The sequence below is a fragment of the Paraburkholderia sp. RL17-373-BIF-A genome (assembly GCF_046030175.1).
Classification (GTDB): domain Bacteria; phylum Pseudomonadota; class Gammaproteobacteria; order Burkholderiales; family Burkholderiaceae; genus Paraburkholderia.
Map to the genome: position 1 here is coordinate 163,164 of NZ_JARESO010000005.1, position 22,372 is coordinate 185,535.

The 22,372-nt window shown below is 63.2% G+C and carries 22 protein-coding genes; 1 reads left to right on the plus strand and 21 read right to left on the minus strand.

The genetic code is table 11. The features are described 5' to 3' along the window. Window positions 1-241 precede the first annotated feature (241 nt). The 13 genes from P0D80_RS08180 to ndk form a co-directional block, all read right to left on the minus strand. Entirely contained in the window at window positions 242-433 is a 192-nt protein-coding gene (locus P0D80_RS08180) for a DUF2065 domain-containing protein (protein ID WP_007181354.1), read from the minus strand. 44 nt (window positions 434-477) lie between these two features. Beyond that, window positions 478-1,380 carry a protease modulator HflC gene (gene hflC, locus P0D80_RS08185; RefSeq protein WP_408175888.1) on the minus strand — a complete coding sequence of 301 codons (903 nt, stop codon included), beginning with the start codon at window positions 1,378-1,380 and terminating at the stop codon, window positions 478-480. Window positions 1,381-1,392: 12 nt separating this feature from the next. Further along, window positions 1,393-2,799 (minus strand): FtsH protease activity modulator HflK, encoded by a 1,407-nt coding sequence (hflK, locus tag P0D80_RS08190; protein ID WP_408282699.1) that lies wholly within the window; start codon window positions 2,797-2,799, stop codon window positions 1,393-1,395. A 49-nt stretch (window positions 2,800-2,848) separates the two neighbouring features. Continuing rightward, the gene (gene hflX, locus P0D80_RS08195) at window positions 2,849-4,036 is read right to left on the minus strand and encodes a GTPase HflX (protein ID WP_408282701.1); all 1,188 of its coding nucleotides are present in this window, start codon (window positions 4,034-4,036) and stop codon (window positions 2,849-2,851) included. A gap of 57 nt (window positions 4,037-4,093) precedes the next feature. Beyond that, window positions 4,094-4,330, minus strand: coding sequence for an RNA chaperone Hfq (gene hfq, locus P0D80_RS08200; protein ID WP_006051315.1), 237 nt, complete (start codon window positions 4,328-4,330; stop codon window positions 4,094-4,096). Window positions 4,331-4,483: 153 nt separating this feature from the next. Further along, window positions 4,484-5,821: a ribosome biogenesis GTPase Der gene (gene der, locus P0D80_RS08205; protein ID WP_408175885.1), complete on the minus strand. Its 1,338-nt coding sequence runs from the start codon at window positions 5,819-5,821 to the stop codon at window positions 4,484-4,486. Between the two features lie 457 nt (window positions 5,822-6,278). Next, window positions 6,279-7,424, minus strand: coding sequence for an outer membrane protein assembly factor BamB (gene bamB / locus P0D80_RS08210; RefSeq protein WP_408282704.1), 1,146 nt, complete (start codon window positions 7,422-7,424; stop codon window positions 6,279-6,281). An 86-nt stretch (window positions 7,425-7,510) separates the two neighbouring features. Next, window positions 7,511-8,140, minus strand: a complete 630-nt coding sequence (locus P0D80_RS08215; protein ID WP_408175882.1) for a YfgM family protein — start codon at window positions 8,138-8,140, stop codon at window positions 7,511-7,513. Window positions 8,141-8,218: 78 nt separating this feature from the next. After that, window positions 8,219-9,559 (minus strand): histidine--tRNA ligase, encoded by a 1,341-nt coding sequence (gene hisS, locus P0D80_RS08220; RefSeq protein WP_408282708.1) that lies wholly within the window; start codon window positions 9,557-9,559, stop codon window positions 8,219-8,221. A gap of 20 nt (window positions 9,560-9,579) precedes the next feature. Next, complete coding sequence (gene ispG, locus P0D80_RS08225; protein WP_408175879.1) at window positions 9,580-10,896, minus strand: flavodoxin-dependent (E)-4-hydroxy-3-methylbut-2-enyl-diphosphate synthase; 1,317 nt, start codon at window positions 10,894-10,896, stop codon at window positions 9,580-9,582. Window positions 10,897-10,982: 86 nt separating this feature from the next. Then, window positions 10,983-12,074, minus strand: a complete 1,092-nt coding sequence (locus tag P0D80_RS08230; RefSeq protein ID WP_408282710.1) for a RodZ domain-containing protein — start codon at window positions 12,072-12,074, stop codon at window positions 10,983-10,985. A gap of 217 nt (window positions 12,075-12,291) precedes the next feature. After that, window positions 12,292-13,443 (minus strand): dual-specificity RNA methyltransferase RlmN, encoded by a 1,152-nt coding sequence (gene rlmN / locus P0D80_RS08235; RefSeq protein WP_408175877.1) that lies wholly within the window; start codon window positions 13,441-13,443, stop codon window positions 12,292-12,294. A gap of 161 nt (window positions 13,444-13,604) precedes the next feature. After that, window positions 13,605-14,030: a nucleoside-diphosphate kinase gene (ndk, locus tag P0D80_RS08240; RefSeq protein ID WP_012433533.1), complete on the minus strand. Its 426-nt coding sequence runs from the start codon at window positions 14,028-14,030 to the stop codon at window positions 13,605-13,607. Window positions 14,031-14,326: 296 nt separating this feature from the next. Here ndk and P0D80_RS08245 point away from each other — a divergent pair, with 296 nt between their 5' ends. Next, window positions 14,327-15,025 carry a Bax inhibitor-1/YccA family protein gene (locus tag P0D80_RS08245; protein ID WP_106279488.1) on the plus strand — a complete coding sequence of 233 codons (699 nt, stop codon included), beginning with the start codon at window positions 14,327-14,329 and terminating at the stop codon, window positions 15,023-15,025. A gap of 127 nt (window positions 15,026-15,152) precedes the next feature. Here the strand turns inward: P0D80_RS08245 and P0D80_RS08250 are convergent, their stop codons facing one another. The 8 genes from P0D80_RS08250 to P0D80_RS08285 all read right to left on the minus strand — a co-directional run bounded on the left by P0D80_RS08250 (window position 15,153) and on the right by P0D80_RS08285 (window position 22,305). After that, entirely contained in the window at window positions 15,153-15,926 is a 774-nt protein-coding gene (locus tag P0D80_RS08250) for an MBL fold metallo-hydrolase (RefSeq protein WP_408282714.1), read from the minus strand. A 7-nt stretch (window positions 15,927-15,933) separates the two neighbouring features. Next, entirely contained in the window at window positions 15,934-17,073 is a 1,140-nt protein-coding gene (gene bamC / locus P0D80_RS08255; protein ID WP_408175874.1) for an NlpB/DapX family lipoprotein, read from the minus strand. A 133-nt stretch (window positions 17,074-17,206) separates the two neighbouring features. Further along, a complete protein-coding gene (gene dapA / locus P0D80_RS08260) occupies window positions 17,207-18,121 on the minus strand; it encodes a 4-hydroxy-tetrahydrodipicolinate synthase (protein ID WP_408175873.1) in 915 nt (304 codons plus the stop codon). Window positions 18,122-18,164: 43 nt separating this feature from the next. After that, a complete protein-coding gene (locus tag P0D80_RS08265) occupies window positions 18,165-18,764 on the minus strand; it encodes a class I SAM-dependent methyltransferase (protein WP_408282719.1) in 600 nt (199 codons plus the stop codon). Between the two features lie 14 nt (window positions 18,765-18,778). Continuing rightward, window positions 18,779-19,981 carry a tryptophan--tRNA ligase gene (locus tag P0D80_RS08270; protein WP_132373851.1) on the minus strand — a complete coding sequence of 401 codons (1,203 nt, stop codon included), beginning with the start codon at window positions 19,979-19,981 and terminating at the stop codon, window positions 18,779-18,781. Between the two features lie 6 nt (window positions 19,982-19,987). Further along, a complete protein-coding gene (locus tag P0D80_RS08275) occupies window positions 19,988-20,650 on the minus strand; it encodes a site-2 protease family protein (RefSeq protein ID WP_408282722.1) in 663 nt (220 codons plus the stop codon). A 47-nt stretch (window positions 20,651-20,697) separates the two neighbouring features. Then, complete coding sequence (locus P0D80_RS08280) at window positions 20,698-21,333, minus strand: L-threonylcarbamoyladenylate synthase (RefSeq protein ID WP_132373849.1); 636 nt, start codon at window positions 21,331-21,333, stop codon at window positions 20,698-20,700. Between the two features lie 141 nt (window positions 21,334-21,474). After that, window positions 21,475-22,305, minus strand: a complete 831-nt coding sequence (locus tag P0D80_RS08285; RefSeq protein ID WP_132373848.1) for a 3',5'-nucleoside bisphosphate phosphatase — start codon at window positions 22,303-22,305, stop codon at window positions 21,475-21,477. Window positions 22,306-22,372 lie beyond the last annotated feature (67 nt).

Genomic DNA, 22,372 nt, shown 5'->3' on the forward strand with positions numbered 1-22,372 from the left:
CGTTGAACACGGCGGCTGGGTGCGCCGGTAAGTGAGTGTGAATGGCGGGCGGCGGCTCGATTTTGGCGGCCATCGCGGGCGTCCGGATTGCCTGCAACGACCGCATCCGGCTTTTGGCCGCAGAGCGATGCACTACGCGGCGTTCAGGCCGCGGCAGACGAAGGCGGCTGGTTGCTTGCGGCCGCGGGGCCATGACCCGCGCCGCCGCCAGGCCGCGAAGCCATCGGCAAAACAGGCCCGATCAAGTCACGATAAACAGCAGGATCAGCCCGAGCACCATCACGATCAAGCCGCCCACGCGAATCTGATGCGGCGGCCGTTCCGCTATTTTACGGAACGTGTCGCGCCAGGCGCTCGGAAAAACGAAGGGAAACATTCCCTCGATAATCAGCATCAACGCGATCGCGAGCAGTAACGAGCCGGCTATATCCATGCGAATTAAAGGGCCGCGATGCGGGTGCCGCGGCGTTCCGGTTATCAGGGTTTGCGCGGGACCGCGGGAGCGTCCGGGGCGGCGCCGCCGGTCGGGCTACGCATGAAGCGGAAGAACTCGTTGCTCGGGTCGACCACGATCACGTCGCCCGGCTTGAAGGTGTTCTTGTATGCCTGCATGCTTTGATAGAACTGGTAGAACTGCGGGTCGCTGCCGTAAGCGTCGGCGGCGATTTGCGCTGCCTTCGCATCGCCCTCGCCCTTGATGGTCTGCGCCTGGCGATAACCGTCCGCGAGAATCGCCTGTTGCTGGCCGACCGCATCTTCCTTGATCCTGTCGGCTTCGGCGGTGCCCTTCGCGCGTTCGTCGGCTGCGACCTGCTGGCGCGCGGCGATCATGCGCTTGTAGACCGAGTCGGCCATCGACGCGGGGAAATCGACGCGCGTCAACTGCACATCGACCACCGACACGCCGAGCGATGCCGCGGCCTTGTCCATTGCGGCGCGCGCTTCGTCGGCGACGGCCTGCTGCCTCGCGAGCGCGTCGGACAGCGTGACCTTCGCGAATGCATCGCCGAGCGCGCTACGCGACAGCAACGCGAGCCGGTCCGGCAGGCTCTGCGCATCGCCGCGGGTTTCGGCGAGCAGCTTGAGCGGATCGGTCACGCGGTATTTGAGGACCGGGTTGGCCAGCAGATCGATCTTGTCGGACGTCACGTAACGGTCTTCGTCCGGTGCGTCGAGAGACTGGATGCGGTTATCGACCAGCGTGACGGTTTGCAACGGCGGCGGCAATTTCACATGCAGGCCGGGGCCGAGCAGGCTCGGCGCCTCGTCGCCATGCGAGGACAGCACCGCCATGTGACGCTGATCGACGACGAACACCATCGACGAAGCAGCGAACAGCACGATGACAACAGCCACGACGAGCGCAATGATCTTGTTCATGATGTGCGCTCCTTATTGAACGTCGTCTTCGCGCATACGGCTGCGGAAGGAGTCGCGTGAACGCAGCGCGTCGCTGCTGGCTGCGGCCTGGCTGGCCGGTGCGGCAGCCGCGGCAGGTGCCGAGGCCGCAGGGCCGGTTGCAGAGGCAGACGGTGTAGCCAACGGCGATGCGGCACTTCTCGCCGCTTGCGGCGCGGCAGCGGCAGCGGCCGCGGCGCCGGCAGTGCCGCCCGATGCGGCAGCAGCGTCGGCGACCCGCTGGCGGGTCTGCTCGACCAGTTTGTCGAGCGGCAGATACAGCACGTTGTTGCTGCTCTTGCTGTCCACATACACCTTGGTCGTATTCGAATAGATCTGCTGCATGGTTTCCAGGTACAAGCGCTCGCGAATCACAGCCGGCGCTTTCGAGTACTGCGCGTAGACCTGCTTGAAGCGCTCGGCGTCGCCTTGTGCCTGGGCCACTGTCTTGTCGCTGTAGGTTTTCGCTTCGTCGATCTGGCGCGCCACGTCGGCCTGCGCGCGTGGCAGAAGATCCGCGGCGTAGGCTTCGGCATCGCGCTTGGCGCGCTCGTTTTCCTGACGGACTTTGGCGGCGTCGTCGAAGGCGGCTTGCACCCGGTCGGGCACCTGCACGCCCTGGATCGTCACGCCGGTCACGGCGAGTCCGGACTGGTATTCATCCAGGGATTGCTGGATCGCCGCCATCAGCTGCTGGCGAATTGTTTCGCGATCCTGATAGAGGATGTCATTGGTGCTGCGCGCGCCGACGATGCTGCGCACCGCCGCCTGGCCAGCCTGCATCACGCCCTGATCGGGATCGACGCTGCGAAACAGGTAGTCGGTCGGCTTGCGCACCTGGTATTGCACGGCGAAGCGCACGTCGACGATATCCGCGTCGTGCGTAAGCATCGACGCGTCTTTCACATTCGCGAGACGCACCACGTTATTGCGGCCGATCTCGACCTGGCGGATCTGGCCGATATTGACGAGCTCATGCGCTTCGAACGGATACGGCAGACGCCAATGCACGCCCTGCCCCGCCGTGTAGCGATACTTGCCGAACTGCATCACGACGCCGGCCTGACCGTCCTGCACGACGAACACACCGCTGCCGAGATAAATGGCCAGCAGCACGCCGATCACGATGCCCACGCCAATGCGCGCGCCGCGACCGTTGTCCGGACGGCCACCGCCGGCACCGCCGCCCTTGCGGCCGAACACGCGGCTCAACCGGCGGTTGAAATCGCGCCACATCTCATCGAGATCGGGCGGGCCTTCACCGTCTTTGGTCGGCGGACGCTTGGGCTCGTTTGGACGTTGCCGGTCGCCATTGCCTTCTCCCCGGCCCCAGCGCGGATCGTTCAGTGACAGCATGGCGCGCATGCGCAGCCAGATACTCCGCTCGTTGTAATCGTTCACCTGTGTTCGTTCACCAGAGTAGACAGCGGGTCAGTGCAATTGGAACGGGTCAGTGCCCGAATTCTGAGACCTTATGGTCGTCGCGTGGTGCTGCCGACCGGTCTTCTTCCGAGAGATCGACCAGCGTTTCGGAAAGAGGTTCGGCAGTTGCGATTTCAGCGATGGCAGCGCGCAGTGTGTCCAGCCCTTGCCCCGTGCGCGCGCTCAAAAAGACGCGCGAAATATTACCATACTCGTCCCTCTCAACCGCGTCCCCACGGGCCGCCAACTCCGGCACCGCGTCGATCTTGTTGAATACCAGCACCTGCCGGATCGTGTCTGCACCGATTGCGTGCAACACCTCGTTCACCTGATCGATCTGGTCGAGCCGCACCGCGCTCGATGCATCGACCACGTGCAGCAGCAGATCGGCGTGAATGGTTTCCTCGAGCGTGGCGCGAAACGCCGCCACCAGTTGGTGAGGCAGTTCGCGGATGAAACCGACCGTATCCGACACCACCACCTGCCCCGCTTCGTCGCCGAGATAGACGCGCCGCGAGGTGGTGTCCAGCGTCGCGAACAACTGGTCGGCGGCGTACGCCTGGGCCTTGGTGAGCGCGTTGAAGAGCGTGGATTTGCCCGCGTTCGTATAGCCGACGAGCGATACGGACATGGTCTGATTGCGGCTGCGCGCGCGGCGCTGCGTGCCGTGCTGACGGCGCAATTTCTCGAGCCGCGTCTTGAGCGCCTTGATGCGCTCGCCGATCAAACGGCGGTCGGTTTCGAGCTGCGTTTCGCCAGGGCCGCGCAAACCGATACCGCCTTTTTGCCGTTCCAGGTGGGTCCATGCGCGGATTAGTCGCGTCGACAGATACTGCAGCTGCGCGAGTTCCACCTGCAGCTTGCCTTCATGGCTGCGGGCGCGCTGCGCAAAGATGTCGAGGATCAGACTCGTGCGATCGATCACGCGCCGATTAAGCGCCTGCTCCAGATTGCGCTGCTGCGCAGGCGCCAGAGCGTGATTGAAAATGACGAGTTCGATGTCGTTCGCCTCACACGCAAGGCGCAGTTCTTCGGCCTTGCCGCTGCCGACGAACATCTTGGCATCGGGGCTGGACCGGCGCCCGGTGAGGGTGACTAAGGGATTCGCGCCCGCGCTTTGCGCGAGCAGGCTGAGTTCTTCTAGGCTGGCTTCGAAATCGATCTTACCGAAGTCGATGCCGACAAGCGCTGCATTGATCAAATTGGAGGGTATCAAAATGAGGCGGCCGGGAGTAATCGCCAACGGGCGACGTTACGCCGGCCGCGACGGGGGTTAGGACTGTTCAGAATCCGGGTGGAAATTCACCGGACGGGCTGGCACGACTGTCGAGATTGCGTGCTTGTAGACCATCTGGGTGACCGTATTCCGGAGCAACACGACGTACTGGTCGAACGATTCAATGTTCCCTTGAAGCTTGATGCCGTTGACCAGGTAGATCGACACCGGCACATGCTCTTTACGCAGTGCGTTCAAAAACGGGTCTTGTAACAATTGCCCTTTGTTGCTCATAGCAAACTCCGTATTTTTTTGCAGGTTGACTTAATTGACGAGGAAGAAAAAGAGATCCACCGTCAACCGCTACACTATAGCCGATTTTCATTTTTGCGCGAGAGACCTGGCCAGGCGGCCAAAGCCAGCACACACGCGGGTTTCAGCCTGAATCTAGCCTTTGTCCGCGTAAGGGTTCGTCGACGATCTGAACTCTATGCGCAATGGAGTCCCAGTCAGCTTGAAAGTTTCCCGGAAGCGGTTTTCCAGGTACCGTTTGTATGTTTCGGTGATCGCGTCGAGCGCGTTGCCGTGAATCACGATGATCGGCGGGTTCTGACCGCCCTGGTGCGCGTAACGCAGTTTCGGGCGCACCGGACCACGGCGGCGCGGCTGCTGGAATTCCACGGCATCGATCAATGCGCGCGTGAGCTTCGGCGTCGGCAGCTTGGCCATGGCGGCTGCGTAGGCGTCGTCGACGGAGCGCATCAACGGGCCGATCCCTGTTTTTTCCGCGGCGGAAATGAAATGGAATTTGGCGAAGTCGAGAAATTTTAGTTTGCGCTCGAGGTCCGCCTTGGTGCGCTCGCGCACATGCGGATCGAGACCGTCCCACTTGTTCACGCCCACCACCAGCGCGCGGCCCTGTTCCACCACGAAGCCGGCAATGTGCGCGTCCTGCTCCGAAATGTCCTGGCGCGCGTCGAGCAGCAGGATCACGACGTTGGCGTCGGAGATCGACTGCAGCGTCTTCACCACCGAGAATTTCTCGATCGCTTCGAACACTTTGCCGCGGCGGCGCAGACCGGCGGTGTCAATCAGCGTGTACGGCTTGCCACCGCGTTCGAAATCGACGTAGATCGAATCGCGCGTGGTGCCCGGCATGTCGAACGCGATCACGCGCTCTTCGCCCACCAGCGCGTTGATCAAAGTCGACTTGCCGACATTCGGACGGCCGACGATCGCGATCTTCACGCCGCGCGTGGCTTTCTCGTCGTCGTTTTCTTCAGGCTGACCGGCGTAGGCGACTTCGAGCGCCTCGTTGATCATTTCGGTGACACCGTCGCCGTGCGCCGCGGAAATCGCGCGCGGGTCGCCCAAGCCGAGTTCGTAGAAGTCGGCGGCGACGGTGGTGTACTTCATGCCCTCCGCCTTGTTGACGACGAGGAAAATCGGCCGGCCGACCTTGCGCAGATAGTCGGCGATCGATTTGTCCTGCGGCGCGAGGCCATTGCGGCCGTCGACGATGAACACGACGATGTCCGATTCCTCGACCGCCTGGCGGGTTTGACGCGCCATTTCGTGCAGGATGCCGTCTTTCGCGACCGGTTCGAAACCGCCGGTGTCGACGACCAGATACGGCCGCTCGCCGGTGCGCCCTTCGCCGTAATGGCGATCGCGCGTGAGACCGGGCAGGTCGGCAACCAGCGCGTCACGCGAGCGCGTGAGCCGGTTGAACAGCGTGGATTTCCCCACATTGGGGCGCCCAACAAGGGCAATAACGGGTTTCATCAGATGTTGTTCACGGTGAAACGCGGGATCGAAATCGACCGCCCGCGTAGCGACGCCATGCGGCCGCTACACGGCAGCGTTTGACGAAAATTATCACGAATTCGGCCAGCCCCGGATGTGCTGTCAATATGCGCACCCGGGCGGACGGGGGTTTGGCTGTATGGGCGGCGCCATGGGGCCGCCAGGTTCAGTCTTTACTGCTCGACGGCTCGCACGCCAGTTCGAATACGATTCTTTGCGGTACGTGCGGGGATGCCGCCGAAGGTGGTGCCGCAAGCAACCACCGATGGCCACGTGGGCCCGTGCGCCATGTCTGATCCGACTTGCCGGACCAGCCAGTCCGGCGAATTCTTCTGCTCACTCTGCCCTGCAACTACAACTCAAACGGAAAACTCGACAAAAACGCGTGCGGCCGGCGAAGCCGGCCTGCACGCCAGACGGCGATTGCCTCGCGCGATCAGCGCGGGCGGTAGCCGTACAGATCGCCGTCGTGCGTCAGCACCACCAGCGTTTCGCCGGCGAGCACCGGCGCCGCGGTAATCGGGCTGCCGTCGGTCTTCACGCGCGCGACGAGCGTACCGTCGTCGCGGGACAGGAAGTGCACGTAACCCTGATAGTCACCCAGTACCGCGGCGTGACCCAGAATGAACGGCACGCTCAGGTCGCGGTTCTTCAGCTTGTCGTTCTTCCACAGCGGCGCGCCGCTGCTAACGTCGAACGCCGATACCACCGACCAGTCGTCCGCCGCGACCACGGCGCTGTCATCCTGCGCCAGACCGCTCGTGCTGGAGAACGCCTTTTCCCACACAGCGCGGCCCGAGTTCGCGTCGAAACACCCAATCTGGCCCTGGAACGTCACAGCGCAGGTTTCCGAGCCGACCAGCGTGGGCGGACCGGTCACGTCGTTGATACGCTCCACTTCCGTCACGCCCTTCGGATAGGACACCGGCGTTTGCCAGTAGTTGTCGCCCGTTTGCAGGTTGATCGCCGCGAACGCGCCGCCCGGGAAACCGGCCAGCACCGCCGCGTCGCCCGCGAACGTCATACCCGACGACACGCGCAGATTGAGCGGCACCGCGCGATTGCGGTAGTTCCACTTCTGCTCGCCGGTTTGCGCGTTGAACGCGACGATCTGACCGTCGACCGTACGCACCACCACGAGGCCGTTGCCGACGAGCGGCGGCGAAATGATCTCGCCCGGCGCCTTGGCGGTCCACAGTTGCTTGCCGTCCGCGCCGAGCACGTAGACGTCGCCCTTCAGGCCGCCGACCGCCGTGAGCGTGCCGTCGCTGCCGACACCTGCCGAGAGGTCGTCGTGCAGCTTGACGCGCCAAACGTCCTGACCGGTCTGCGCGTCGATCTTCGCAACCGAACCGTTTGCGCCAGCCGCGTACACCGCATTGCCGACCGCAACCGGCGAGAACAGGTAACGCCCTGCCTTACCGACGCTCGCCTTCCAGGCCTGCTGCACGTCGAGCACGGGTTTGAACTCGGTGAGCGGCGTCGGCACGCGGCGCTCGTCTTTCGTGGATGAGCAAGCCGCCATGGTGAGCACGGTCATCGCACAGGCAACGGGCACAGCGTAACGTTTCAGCAGATTCATCGGTGGACGAAGCATTCAGGAAATTAATTAAAGGAGACCGGTTGGTCGTCGCATGCGGCGCTGATTGTGGCGCTCATATGCGGCGATCAGCCGCCCAGCGCGTCCAGCTTGAACTGAATCAACTGGCGTGCCGAACTATCGTTTTTCGACAACGAGTCGAGGGCCAGCTTGTAGGCCGCGCGCGCATCGTCGCGCTTGCCTTGAGCGGCGAGCAGATCGCCGCGGCCGTTCGCCACGATGCCTTTGAACGCGTCGGACTGCGGTTCGGCGAGCAGCGCGAGGCCCTGGTCGTAAGCCTTGTCGTCGAGCAGCAGCGAAGCGAGGCGCAGCTTGGCGATCTGCTTGAACTCGTCATCTTTCGCGTGATCGATGGTCCATTGCAGTTGCGCCTTCGCGGCAGCTTCGTCGCCGGCGGCGTACAGCGCCTTCGCGGCGCCCAGCGCGGTCATCTGCGCATACGCGGTGCGGCTGAACTTGTCTTCCATGTCGGTGGCGACGCGCGTAATCTTCGCCTTGTCGCCCGATGCCACGGCTTGCTGCACCTGGTCATACAGCACGGCGGCTTCCGCCGCCTCGCGCCGCTGCCAGAAATTCCAGCCGTTCCAGCCGGCCGCGGCCACCAGCGCCACCAACACGATCCATGTGGTTGCATTGCCCCACTGCGCCCACCATGCCTTCAGACCTTCAATCGATTCTTGTTCGTCGTGGTAACTCATTGCCCGGCGATTTCCTCTTTCTTGCTACGTGTGCGTGTCGAACCCGATTGGGAACCAACCGGCTCGACGACATCGCGATCAGTCGTCGCCGTCTTCGGCGGTTGCAACCATCGCATTGATTAGAAATTCGGTCAAGTCTTCGGCCGGCACGTTTTGTTGCTCGTTTTTACCGCCGTTAGCATTTGTATCGCGCAGCGGTTTCACGCCGACCGTGCCGTTCGCGATCTCGTCTTCGCCGAGCACCACGGCGAAGGCCGCGCCGCTTGCGTCGGCACGTTTCATCTGCGATTTGAAGCTGGCCGACTGACCGTCGGCACTGCAATGCAGGATCACGTCGAGGCCGGTGTCGCGCAGACGCTCGGCGATGATGAAGGCCTGCTCTTGCGCCGCGTCGCCCTGATGGACCACGTACACGTCGCAACCTTCATCTTCCGGCACGAGCTGCTCTTCTTTCAGCAATTCGAGAATCCGCTCGACGCCCATGGCCCAGCCGCATGCCGCCGTGGGCTTGCCGCCGAGTTGCTCGATCAGCGGATCGTAACGGCCGCCGGCCGCGACGGTGCCCTGCGCGCCGAGCTTGTCGGTCACCCATTCGAACACGGTCAGATTGTAATAATCGAGACCGCGCACGAGACGCGGATTGATCGTGAACGGAATGTTGTTCGCCTTCAGAATGCGCTGCAAACCTTCGAAGTGCGCGCGCGATTCTTCGCCGAGAAAATCGATCAGCTTAGGCGCGTTTTGCGCGACTTCCTGCATGGCCGGATTCTTCGTATCGAGCACACGCAGCGGGTTCGTGTAGAGACGGCGCTTCGCTTCTTCGTCGAGCACGTCCATGTGCTTTTCGAGGTGCGCTATCAATTCCACGCGGTGCGCCGCGCGTTCTTCCGCGAGGCCCAGCGAGTTGATTTCGAGCTTGATGCCCATCAGGCCGAGATCGTCCCACAGACGCTGGCACATCATGATGATTTCAGCGTCGGCGTCCGGACCGGCAAAGCCGAGCGCTTCCACGCCGACCTGATGAAACTGGCGATAGCGGCCGCGCTGCGGACGCTCATGGCGGAACATCGGGCCGATGTACCACAGGCGCTTCGGGCCGTCGTACAGCATGTTGTGTTCGATCGCCGCGCGCACCACCGCTGCCGTATTTTCCGGGCGCATGGTCAGATTTTCACCGTTCAGCGCGTCGGTAAAGCTGTACATCTCTTTCTCGACGATGTCAGTCACTTCACCGATACCGCGCTTGAACAGCTGCGTATGCTCGATGATCGGCGTACGAATATTCTGGTATCCGTACGAACGCAGCATTGACTTGACGGTCGTTTCGAAAAATTCCCACAGCCCGGCTTCCTGCGGAAGGATGTCGTTCATGCCCTTCACGCCGGAGAGCTTTTCGAGCTTTTTCTTCTGTTCGTTCATCTGTCTTCGATAGCCGATGTTTAGTTGAGCGCTTCGGCGCGGCCATAGCGGCGCTCGACGTAGTCACTCACGATTTGCTGGAATTCTTGCGCGATGTTTTCGCCACGCAGCGTCTTCACCTTCTCGCCGTCGATGAACACCGGCGCGGCCGGGTTCTCGCCCGAACCCGGCAGGCTGATACCGATATTCGCCTGCTTCGATTCGCCCGGACCGTTGACGATGCAACCCATCACCGCGACGTGCATCTTCTCGACACCAGGATATTGATCGCGCCACACCGGCATCTGCGTGCGCAGATAGGTCTGGATTTGCGACGCCAGTTCCTGGAACAGCGTGCTGGTGGTACGGCCGCAACCCGGACACGCGATCACCATCGGCGTGAACGAGCGCAGACCCATGGTCTGCAGGATTTCCTGACCGACGATCACTTCGCCGGTGCGCGAGGCGCCCGGTTCCGGCGTGAGCGAGATGCGGATCGTGTCGCCGATGCCTTGCTGCAGCAACACGGACAACGCCGCCGTCGATGCCACGATGCCCTTCGACCCCATGCCCGCCTCGGTCAAACCGAGATGCAGTGCGAAGTCGCAACGGCGCGCCAGTTCGCGGTACACGGCGATCAGATCCTGCACGCCGCTGACCTTGCACGACAGAATGATCTGATTGCGCGACAGACCGAGTTCGACCGCCCGCTCCGCCGAGCCGATCGCCGACTGAATGAGCGCTTCGTACATCACGCTTTGCGCTTCCCACGGCGTGGAACGCGCGGCGTTCTCGTCCATCATCTTCGCGAGCAGGTCCTGATCGAGACTGCCCCAGTTGACGCCGATACGCACTGGCTTGTCGTACTTCACCGCGGCTTCGATCATCTGCGCGAACTGCGTGTCGCGCTTTGCACCGTGGCCCACGTTGCCCGGATTGATCCGGTACTTGGACAGCGACTCCGCGCACGCGGGGTAATCGCGCAACAGCAGATGGCCGTTGTAATGGAAGTCCCCGACCAGCGGCACCGACACACCCATGCGATCGAGCTGCTCGCGCACGGCCGGCACGGCCGCAGCCGCTTCCGGCGTGTTCACCGTGATACGCACCAGTTCCGAGCCGGCTTGCGCCAGTTCCTTGATCTGGATCGCGGTGCCGATGGCGTCCGCGGTATCCGTGTTGGTCATCGACTGGATGCGCACGGGTGCGTCGCCACCGATGGTGACGAGCTGGCCGCCCCAACGGACGTCGACCGCGTGCGACTTGCGCCGCGCGGCCTGCCCGCCGAACACCGGCTCGTTGGAAACGATCTTGCTACTGGATTGGGATTGAGCTTCGGATTGCATCGAAAAACCCATTTACGCCGCATGCGCTACACAAAAGACGTAGCGCCTGAATTGAAAAAGCGCCGCGGACCGGTTGGCCGCGGCGCATACCGTATCTGTCAAGGCAGCGCGAAGCGCGCCACGTTGCCTTTGGCCGCCGCATATTTTGCGGGATCGACCGGCTGGCCATCGAGCGTCAGCGAGTCGAGACCGGCCCTGTTGCCGACCGTGACCTTGAACGGCGCTTCGCCCGTTACTTCCTTGGTATCGCCCGCGTGCACGAGGCCGGAAAACACTTCCTTGCCATCTTTGCCACGCACGCTGAACCAGCTGTCCTGTTTTACGCTCAACGCAACGATCGACTGACCTGCAGCCGGCGTCACCGTTGCCGCCGACGCCCCCGCGACCACCGTCGGCGTGCTCGCGCCCAGCGTGGCGGCAGCCTTAGGCGCGGCCGCCATTGCCGTGACTGCCGGCGCCGACGAAGGCGCCGCGCCGGTGGCGAGCGGCGCGGGCATCGGCGTAGCCGACGCTGCGTTGTCTGCTGCTGCCTGCGTGTCCGGCGCCGAAGCAGCCACTTCCGCGGTGGCTTCCGAACCTGCCGATTGACCCTGCGCCACCGCGCCCGATGCGCCGGTCGCGCCGCCAGCGGCACCGCTCGCGCTCGCTTTCAATCGTGCAAGCCACGCCGACGAATCGCCGCCATTGGTATGCCACATGCCGAGCGCAATCACCGCGACGATCACCGCCGCCACACCCCACAACCATGAGCGGCTCTTCTGCCCACTGCCGCCCAGCGAGAGCGATACCTTGCCGCGCGGCAAATCTCTACCCGACGATGCCGGCATCGACAGATCCGGCGCGGGCACACCCTTTTCGCGGCGCAATGCCGCCGTGAACGGCGTGGGATCGGCGCCGAGCATCTTCGCGTAGCTGCGCACCACGCCCAACGCGAAGGTCGTGTCCGGCAAGTGGCTGATGTCGCCCGATTCGAGCGCGCGCAGCTTGATGGCGGACACCTTCAGACGCGCTGACACGTCGTCGATCGTCCAACCTTTCGATTCACGCAATTGGGTCAAGCGCGCGCCAGCCGCCGCCAACGAATCCATGCCCGGCTGCACAACAGGCTGCACCGCCGCCCGTGCGACTGGCGCCGGATGGCCTTCGTTCGTGTCTGTGTCCTGCGGCTGCGGGTGCTGCGGCTCACTCATCCCAAATCCTTTCGCGTCGATTCTTTTTCACTTGTGCAACCCGGACGGCCTCAAGCCTCACGTCCGAATCGCAGACCGTTTATAACAAAATGTGCGGCCTTGTGCGCCGCTTCCGATCGCTTCTGCAAACTTTCTTTTCAATCGACACCGGCACAGCAGGCTGTCGCACGTTCGCGGAGCTTTCTCCGAACGCCGGCACCCTGCCATCCCCGCACGATTACACGGCGCGAACCTCGATGATCTTCGCTGCCTTCCCGGTGCGCTCAGCGAGCCGTGTGCGGTCTTTCACCGCGCCGGCCAACTGACCGCAGGCAGCGTCGATATCATCGCCGCGTGTCTTACGCACCGTGGTGACGACGCCCGCGTCCATCAACACTTGTGCAAACCGTTTGATCTGTTCCGGCTTCGAGCGGATGAGGCCCGATTCGGGGAACGGATTGAACGGAATCAGGTTGAACTTGCACGGCACGTCGCGCGTGACAGCGAGCAATTCGCGCGCTTGCGCTTCGCTGTCGTTCACGCCGTCGAGCATGCAATATTCAAACGTAATGAAGTCGCGCGGCGCGACCTTCAGATAGCGCTGGCAAGCCGCCATCAGTTCGCGCAGCGGGTACTTCTTGTTCAGCGGCACCAGCATGTCGCGCAGCGGATCGCTGGGCGCATGCAAGGAGACCGCGAGCGCCACCGGCAGATCGGCGCCGAGCCGGTCCATCATGGGCACGACGCCCGAGGTGGACAGCGTGACACGGCGGCGCGACAGGCCATAGGCGTTGTCGTCGAGCATCAGGCGCATGGCCGGCACGACCGCGTCGTAATTGAGCAGCGGCTCGCCCATGCCCATCATCACGACGTTCGTGACGACCCGCTCACCCTTGCCGTCGCCACCCGTGGCGCGGCCGCCGTCCACGCCGCGCGATGCGCGCAGCGCGAACTCAGCCATGCGCAGCTGGCCGATGATTTCGCCGGTGGTGAGATTGCGGGAGAAACCCTGTTTGCCGGTCGAACAGAAACGGCAGTTGACCGCGCACCCGGCCTGCGACGACACGCACAGCGTGCCGCGCGTTTCTTCGGGAATGTAGACGGTTTCAACCGCGTTGCTGTTGCCGACGTCGATCAGCCACTTGCGTGTGCCGTCGGTCGAAATATGGTCGCTGACGATGCCCGGCATCGAGATCGCGGCGCGCCCCTTTAGCTTTTCGCGCAAGGACTTCGCGAGATCGGTCATGCCGTCGAAGTCGGCAGCGTTGTATTGGTGAATCCAGCGCTGCAATTGCTTGGCGCGAAACGGCTTCTCGCCCAGGCTGTCGCAGTAGGCGACCAGCCCTTGGGCGTCGAGGTCGAGAAGGTTGACGGTGGGACTGCTCGTCATATCGAATCCTGCCATTTCAGTGCGAGACTACGTTCATGCAACAAGCTGCATGAACGCAATGCCGTTCGCGCCCATTCCTGCTGCTTTTACCTTACTACTTTGCCGGGCGATTCGTGCGATAAATCCAGTCGGCTGCACGAATCGCGCGAGGCAAGTCCTGCTTAACGCGAGTAGACGTTCACTTGCGGGAAGAAGAACGCGATTTCGACGGCAGCCGTTTCAGCCGCGTCGGAACCGTGCACTGCGTTCGCGTCGATGCTGTCGGCGAAGTCGGCGCGGATCGTGCCCTTTTCCGCCTTCTTCGGGTCCGTTGCACCCATCAGGTCACGGTGCTTCAGGATGGCGTTTTCGCCTTCGAGCGCTTGCACGACGACCGGGCCCGAGATCATGAAATCGACCAGGTCCTTGAAGAACGGACGTGCTGCGTGCACGGCGTAGAACTTCTCCGCGTCGGCGCGCGACAGGTGAACCATGCGCGAAGCCACGATCTTCAGACCAGCGTTTTCGAAACGGCTGTAGATCTGGCCGATCACGTTCTTGGCCACTGCGTCCGGCTTGATAATCGACAGGGTGCGTTCGATCGCCATAAAAACTCCAAAAAATTAAGAGGTTACAGATTCAAATGAATCCGCTATTGTAGCATGTTCCCGTGTATGATTGCGATTGAACCCTTACAACATTGAAAGACTCCAAGCAGGAGTTTCCGAATACTGGTAGCGTAGGCGGTGTCGGTATTTTCCGGGCATTGAAACTCCCTGCCCGCGCGCCAATCTTAGGGATGAGAGCGCCGCGGCCGGCGACAGACATTCCCACCGGCGCAGCCCGACTCGCCACAACCCGCTTCACAACCATACGCATCACGCTTCTGAGGTAAGGAGAGACCATGAACGAACATCCGTATAGCTTTGGCCGCAATGGCGCGGTCAGCACGGTCGAAACGCGTAACCGCGTGCTACGGAACACCTACTGGCTGCTCGCGCTGTCCATGATTCCGACAGTGCTTGGCGCGTGGGTGGGCCTCACCACCGGTTTCTCGCTGTTCGCCGCCACGAGTCCGGCCATGAGCATGCTGGCGTTCTTCGCGATCGCCTTCGGCTTCATGTTCGCCATCCAGAAGACCAAAGACAGCGCGGCCGGCGTGTTCGTGCTGCTCGGCTTCACGTTCTTCATGGGCCTGATGCTGTCGCGCATCCTGAGCTTCGTGCTCGGTTTTTCGAACGGCCCGTCGCTGATCATGCTCGCCTTCGGTGGCACTGGTGTGATCTTTGCGTCGATGGCGACCATCGCCACGGTCAGCAAGCGTGATTTCTCGGGCCTCGGCAAGTGGCTGTTCATGGGCGTGATCGTGCTGCTGCTCGCATCGGTCGCGAACGTGTTCCTGCATCTGCCGGCGTTGATGCTGACGGTCTCGGTCATGGCCATCGTGATTTTCTCGGCCTACATGTTGTTCGACGTTCAGCGCGTCGTGAACGGCGGTGAGACGAATTACATCACCGCCACGCTCGCGATCTACCTGGACCTGTACAACGTGTTCGTCAACCTGCTGGCGCTGCTCGGTATCTTCGGCGGCAACCGCAACTAAGCTTGCTTCGGGGGGCGGCGTTCGAACGTCTCGCCCTGAAAGAAAAAGCCCATAACGAGCGATCGTTATGGGCTTTTTTCATCCGCCGCGGCGTCAGAAGCGCCGGAAATCGAGCATCAGACGCGGATCACACGCTCAGCCACGCAAACCCCTCATCCTGCGACGCCACCACCACTTCCGTCGGCGCCGCGCCCAGCACACCGGCCATGGCGGCTTGCGCCAGCTCTGGCAAATTGTTCTGCTGGCTCAGATGCGCGGCAACCAGATGGCGCAACCGCGATCGATCAAGCGAGGCCAGAATGTCAGCCGCCGCGTCGTTGTTCAGATGCCCCTGATTGCCACCGATGCGCGCCTTCAGCGACTGCGGATAGCGGCTGCCCGCCAGCATCCGCACGTCGTGATTGCATTCGAGCACCAGCGCGTCGCAGCCGCTCAGCACCGAGCTGATATGCGGCGTGGACGTGCCGACATCCGTCAGCACGCCGAGCCGGCTCGCGCCGTTCGAGAGCACGTATTGCAGCGGCTCGCGGGCGTCGTGCGGAACGGTGTAAGGGAGAATACTGAGGTCGCCGATCGCCACCGCTTCGTCGCCCCACAACACCTGCAGGTCGACATCGGCTTCGTCGGCGCCCACCGCGCGGGCGGTACCCCAGCTCATGTACAACGGAATCGACCACTTGCGCGCCAGCGTCAGCGCGCTGCCAATGTGGTCGCTATGTTCATGCGTGATCAGAATCGCGTCGAGACCTTCGACGCTCGCGCCGAGCCGCGTCAGACGCCGCTCGACTTCCTTGGCCGAGAAACCGCAGTCGAGCAGCACACGCGTGGTGGTCGCGCCGCTTTGCGCTTCCACCAGCAAGGCATTGCCTTCACTGCCGCTACCGAGACTCGCGAACCTCACGGTCCGTTTAGTTCAGTTGCGCGTGCAGCAGCGTCACGATGCGCTGCGCGTCGGACGAATTGTCGACCTGCCCGTTCGCAGTCAGCACCGCCACCTGGGTCACCGTGTCGCCCTTCGAGCGCACGTTGACGAGGAATTCCTGACCCGGCTTCTTCGACGAATTGCCGCTGTAGAACAGCTTGCCGAGCAGCCCTTCCTTCTTCAGTTCCTGCATCGAGTCCGCGTAGCGCACGTAGTAGATGCCCTTCGCGCGGTCGCGGTTGTCGACGGTGAAGTTCGTGCGGTCGAGCGCCAGGCCCACGCGCAGCCACGCGCGGTCGAACGACTCCTGCAGGTCGAGCGTGGATGCGCCCGCGCTCTGATCGATCGTGGTCGGCGCGACGGCCGTACGCGCGTCAGTCAACAACTGCTTCGATTGCGCTTCGGTCAGGCCGAACTTCTGCATCAGCTTGGTGAGGAACAGCGCCTCGAGCGCCGGATCGCGCGGGCGCTCTTCCCAACGCGACGACGTTTTGTCCTGCCCGGTCAACACTTCCTCCATGGCGCTGTGCGTAATGGAGATGTCGGTCGTGTCGCCCGGCGCACGCGACACGAGCGTGCGGAAGCTGTCACGCGTGCCCGACGAATACGCGAAGTCGATGACCTTGCCGACAGTGCGGCGGAACCAGTCGTCCGGAATGTTGGCGCGGTTTTCCGCCCAGTCGGTCGTCATGATGCCGGTGGCCGGCGCGTCGGTCTTCAGCACGAAGCCGTTCTCCTGCCAGAACTCCTGCAACTGCGGCCAGAGTTGGTCCGGCGAGCGGCCGTCGACGACCAGCCAGCGGCGATCGCCGTCGCGTTCGATATGCATGCCGAGCGGATCCTGCGCGTTCGGCTGACCTTCGGTCGAATTGCCGGCGGCCGTGACCGCGCGCGTCTGCGCACCGCCCAGCGCCAGATTGGCCGGCGGAGCGACGTAGCGCTCGTCGGTCTTGGTGGTGCTCAAATCGTTCGGAACGGCAAGCGGCGGCGCGCTGGCCGCGCCCTTGTAGTTGACGCGGTCGGAAGCAAACCAGTCGTTCAGCGTGTCACAGCCGGCGAGCGTCGTGAGGGCAAGCGCCAGCGCCGCCATGCGGGTTGCGTGGAGGGAAAGTGCGGAACGTTTCATGAGGTCCTTCGTGATGCTGGAACGCGGTGCCTTGGTTCTGTGTGCAGGGAACGTGGGCTGGATCGACGTCGGTTAAGGGAGTGCCGGTGGCAGGCTTTCGTTGGCGCTGGCGGGTGCCGCGGACGATATCCGCCTAGCCCAGCAGGCCCGCTTCGCGCAGCGCGCCGCGCACCACTTCGTGGTATTGCGCGTCGAGCGGCGTGAGCGGCAGGCGGATTCCGCCCTGCACACGACCCAGTTGCTGCAGTGCCCATTTGGCCGGAATCGGATTCGATTCGATGAACAGGTTCTTATGCAACGACAGGAGTTTCAGATGAATCTCACGCGCGGTCTTCGCGTCCGCGGCCAGGGCGGCCTTGCAGAGCTCGCTCATCGCGCGCGGCGCGACGTTGGCGGTGACCGAAATGTTGCCGTGGCCGCCGAGCAGCATCAGCGCGATCGCGGTGGGATCGTCACCGCTGTAGATGCCGAAGTGCGCCGGCGCGGATTTGATCAGATGCGCGGCGCGATCGATATTGCCGGTCGCTTCCTTCACACCGATGATGCCCGGCACCTGCGCGCAGCGCAGAATCGTTTCGTTGCTCATGTCCGCAACGGTGCGGCCCGGCACGTTATACAGAATCACCGGCAGATCGACGGTTTCGGCGATCTTCGCGAAGTGGCGGTAGATGCCTTCCTGCGTCGGCTTGTTGTAGTACGGCACGACCTGGAGCGTGGCGTCGGCGCCGACTTCCTTGGCCTGCTGGGTGAGTTCGATGGCTTCGGTCGTGGAATTGCCGCCCGAGCCGGCGATCACCGGAATCCGGCCCGCCGTGTGCTCGACCGCGGTCTTAACCATCAGCACGTGTTCTTCGACCGACAGCGTGGCCGACTCGCCGCTCGTGCCGACCACGACGAGAGCGTTCGTGCCCTCCGCGACGTGCCAGTCGATCAGTTTGCGAAACGCCGGCAGATCGAGGCTGCCGTCTTCGAGCATCGGGGTGATGATGGCAGGAATGCTGCCGCGAATCTGAACGCTGTCGTTGCTGCTGTGGTTGCCGTTAGTCATGAAACGCCATGAATTTGATCAGGTAAACCGCGATTGTAGCGGATTAGCCAGCCAACTCGTAACAAGGCGGAGATGCCGCCTGCGCGGGATCGTCTGAGCGCTCCGCTTCCAGAATTGCGCAGATCCGCTGGACGTAGGCCGGGCGCGGCTGCGCGAGAAAACCGTCCTGAAAAACGACCACCCGGAGCTGGCCGCGCACGCGCTCGAGAAGCTCGCCGGGCGCCAGCAGAAACGCCGGATTAGAGGGTTTGCCGACGCTTTCGTTTCCTTGCGCGAAGGTCTCGTAAACCAGTACGCCGCCGGGCGCGAGCGCGCGCAACAACTGCGGAAAGAGCGGCCGGTGCAGGTAGTTCGTCACCACGACGGCGGCGAATTTCGCGTCAGCGGGCAACGGCCACGCGGCGCCTTCCAGGTCGGCTTCGAGCGGGGTGACGAGCGGCTCGTCGCGTAGCGCGTCGAGCGCCGCCGTGTCGCGGTCGATGGCGGTCACCGGATGCCCCAGCGACGCAAAGAACCGCGCATGCCGCCCCGCCCCGGACGCGACATCGAGCACCGCGCCGCCCGCCGCGACCAGATGCGCCCAGTCGCGCACCCAGGGCGACGGCTCGCCCACTCCATGCATGGCGGTAGCGGGAGTGCTCATCACTTCGGCGCGGCTCAGTTGTACGACAGGCCCATGGCTTCGCGTACTTCGCGCATGGTTTCCGTGGCGAACCTGCGGGCCTTGTCGCAGCCGTCGGCGACGATCGCGCGCAACAGCGACGGATCGTCCATATACTTCTGCGCGCGCTCGAGCATGGGCTGCTGCTCGCGCAGAATGCCTTCGATCACCGGCTGCTTGCACTCGAGGCAACCTATGCCGGCCGTCCGGCAGCCCTTCTGCACCCACTCGTGGGTGGCTTCGTCCGTGTAGACCTGGTGAAGCTGCCACACCGGGCATTTGTCGGGATCGCCCGGATCGGTGCGGCGCACGCGGGCCGGATCGGTCGGCATGGTGCGCACTTTCTTCGTGATGGTCTCCGCGTCTTCACGCAGGCCGATCGTGTTGCCGTACGACTTCGACATTTTCTGGCCGTCGAGGCCCGGCATGCGCGACGCCTCCGTCAACATGGCTTGCGGCTCGACCAGAATGATCTTGCGCGAACCTTCGAGGTAGCCGAACAGGCGCTCGCGGTCGTTCATCGACAGGCTTTGCGATTCCTGCAACATGGCGCGCGCCTGTTCGAGCGCTTCGTCGTCGCCTTCCTGCTGGTAGGCGTTGCGAAGTTCGTGATAGAGCTTGGCGCGCTTGCCGCCGAGCTTTTTCGCGGCGTCGTTGGCCTTCTCTTCGAAGCCCGGTTCGCGGCCGTACAGGTAGTTGAAACGGCGCGCGATTTCACGCGTCATTTCGACGTGCGGCACCTGGTCTTCACCAACCGGCACGAGCGAGCCGCGATACAGCAGAATGTCCGCCGCCATCAGCACCGGATAGCCGAGAAAGCCGTAAGTGGACAGATCCTTGTCCTTCAGCTTCTCCTGCTGCTCCTTGTAGGTCGGCACGCGTTCGAGCCAGCCGAGCGGCGTGCTCATGCCAAGCAGCAGCGCCAGCTCGGCGTGCTCGGGCACCTTGCTCTGAATGAACAGCGTGGCCTGTGCCGGATCGATCCCGGAGGCCAGCCAGTCGATCAGCACGTCCCAGACGTTCTTTTCGATCACTTCGGGCGTTTCGTAGTGCGTCGTCAGCGCGTGCCAGTCGACCACACAAAAGAAACACGGGTACTCGGACTGCAGCCGCACCCAGTTTTTCAGCACGCCGTGATAGTGGCCGAGGTGCAACGACCCGGTGGGCCGCATGCCGGAGAAGATACGGTCTGGGAACATGGTTATCTAGAAAAGCGAAACAAGGGGAGTCAGAATGGCGGTGATCGCGCTGTAGCCGATCGTGACCAGCGGGTTCAACCAGTATCGCGTCAGCGTACCCGTCATGACCAGCGCCATCACGATGAAAAACCCGTACGGTTCGAGGCGCGACAGCGTGATGGACTGCCGCGGCGGCAACAGCGCCATCAGCACACGGCCGCCGTCGAGCGGCGGCAGCGGAAACAGGTTGAGCACGCCGAGCACGAGATTCACGCCGACGCCCGCTCCCGCCATGCGCGTGAAGAACGGCTCGTCCACGTTCGACACCGCGAGTGCGACACCAAACAGACCCCAGATCACCGCCTGCACGAAGTTGCAGCCCGGACCCGCCGCTGCGACCCACAAACTGCCCCAGCGCGGATTGCGCAGATTACCGAAGGCGACTGGCACCGGCTTGGCGTAGCCGAACATGAACGCACCGCTGGTGGCGAAGTACAGCAGCAAGGGAATCGCAATCGTGCCGAGCGGGTCGATGTGCCGCATCGGATTGACGGAGACGCGGCCGAGCACGTAGGCGGTATTGTCGCCGAGCCAGCGCGCGACGTAGCCATGGGCGGCTTCGTGCAGCGTGATGGCGAAAATCACCGGCAGCGCGTAAACCGCAATGGTCTGTATCAGGGAAGAATCCATAACTCGTTATTGTAACAACGCGATTGCGTGCGTCTGTCCGCTTTCACTCATGCCGTCTCTTCGAGGCCGAACGGCGCGAGAGAACCGCGCCCCGGCCGCACCAGCACCGGCTCCGCGCCGGTCAGATCGATCACCGTGGACGGCTCGCACACACACGGACCGCTGTCGATCACCAGATCCAGTTGCTTCTCCAAACGCTCGCGGATTTCTTCCGGGTCGTTCAGCGGCTGGGTTTCGCCCGGCATGATCAGCGTCGAGCCGAGCAACGGCTGGCCGAGTTCTTCGAGAATCGCCAGCGTGATCGCGTGATCCGGCACGCGCAGGCCGATGGTCTTGCGCGACGGATGCGACAGACGCCGCGGCACTTCCTTGGTGGCCTGCAGGACGAACACGTAGGGGCCCGGCGTCACCGATTTGATCAGCCGGTATTGCCGGTTGTCCACCATCGCGAAGTTCGCGAGCTCCGACAGGTCGCGCACCAGCAACGACAGCAACTGCTTCTCGTCGAGTCCACGAATACGTCGCAGACGCTCGACCGCGTCCTTATCGTCCAGATGGCAGGCGAGCGCGTAGCTCGAATCCGTCGGCAACGCGACCACGCCGCCATCGTTGATGATCTGTACGGCCTGCTTGACGAGGCGCGGCTGCGGGTTATCAGGATGAAGCCGAAAGTATTGAGACATGGCGACTAACGTTGGCTCACGGATGAAAGCGGATAGACGGCAAATTGAACTGCGGCTGAACACCGGTCGGAAGATCGGACGAAAGCACGCGCGGCGCACGGCCCGCTTTCGCGCATGACGTGCCGCGACGGCACGGCGCGATCACAGCCAGCGTTCCCAGACGGGCTTCAGATCGGAGGGCAGCGGCGGCAGCGTGCCGAGATCGACGCGGCCTTCGCCGGGTGCGTGGAAGTCTGACCCGCGCGACGCCTCGAAACCGAACCGGCGCGCGACATCGGCATATTCGCGGTATTGATCGGGCGTATGGCTGCCCGTCACTACCTCGATCGCCTTGCCGCCGAGATCGATGAATTCGGCGAAAAACGCGTCGAACTCAACCGGCGAGTAAGCATAGCGACCCGGATGCGCAATGATCGCTTCGCCACCGGCAGCCTGGATCCAGCCGACCGCGTCGGCCAGTTTGGCCCAGCGGTGCGGCACGTAGCCCGGTTTGCCGTCGCCGAGATAGCGGGTGAACACGTCCTGGGTGGAACTGGCGTAGCCGCTGTCCACCATGAAACGCGCGAAATGCGTGCGCGAAATCATGTCCGGGTTCGACACGTATTTGAGCGCGCCCTGATAGGCGTCGGGAATGCCGAGCGTAGCCAGTTGTTCGCCGATCGCCTCCGCCCGCGCGGCGCGGCCGTTGCGGGTGCGCGCGAGACCGTCGATCAGGATCGAACTGGTCGGATCGATGCCCAACCCAACGATGTGCACCGTGCGCGACGCCCACGTCACCGAGATCTCGACGCCGCTCAGATAGTCCATGCCGAGCGCCTCGGCGGTGCTTCTGGCTTCGTGCTGGCCGCCCAGTTCATCGTGATCGGTGAGCGCCCACAGCGTCACGCCGCCCGCGTGCGCGCGGCGCGCGACGTCGGCCGGCGCGAACTGGCCGTCGGAAACGGTGGAGTGACAGTGGAGGTCGGCGTTCATCGTTGTCTTGAAAAGGTTCTGCACTCATTTTACTGCAACGCAGTAAGCGGACGCAGAGCTATCTCAC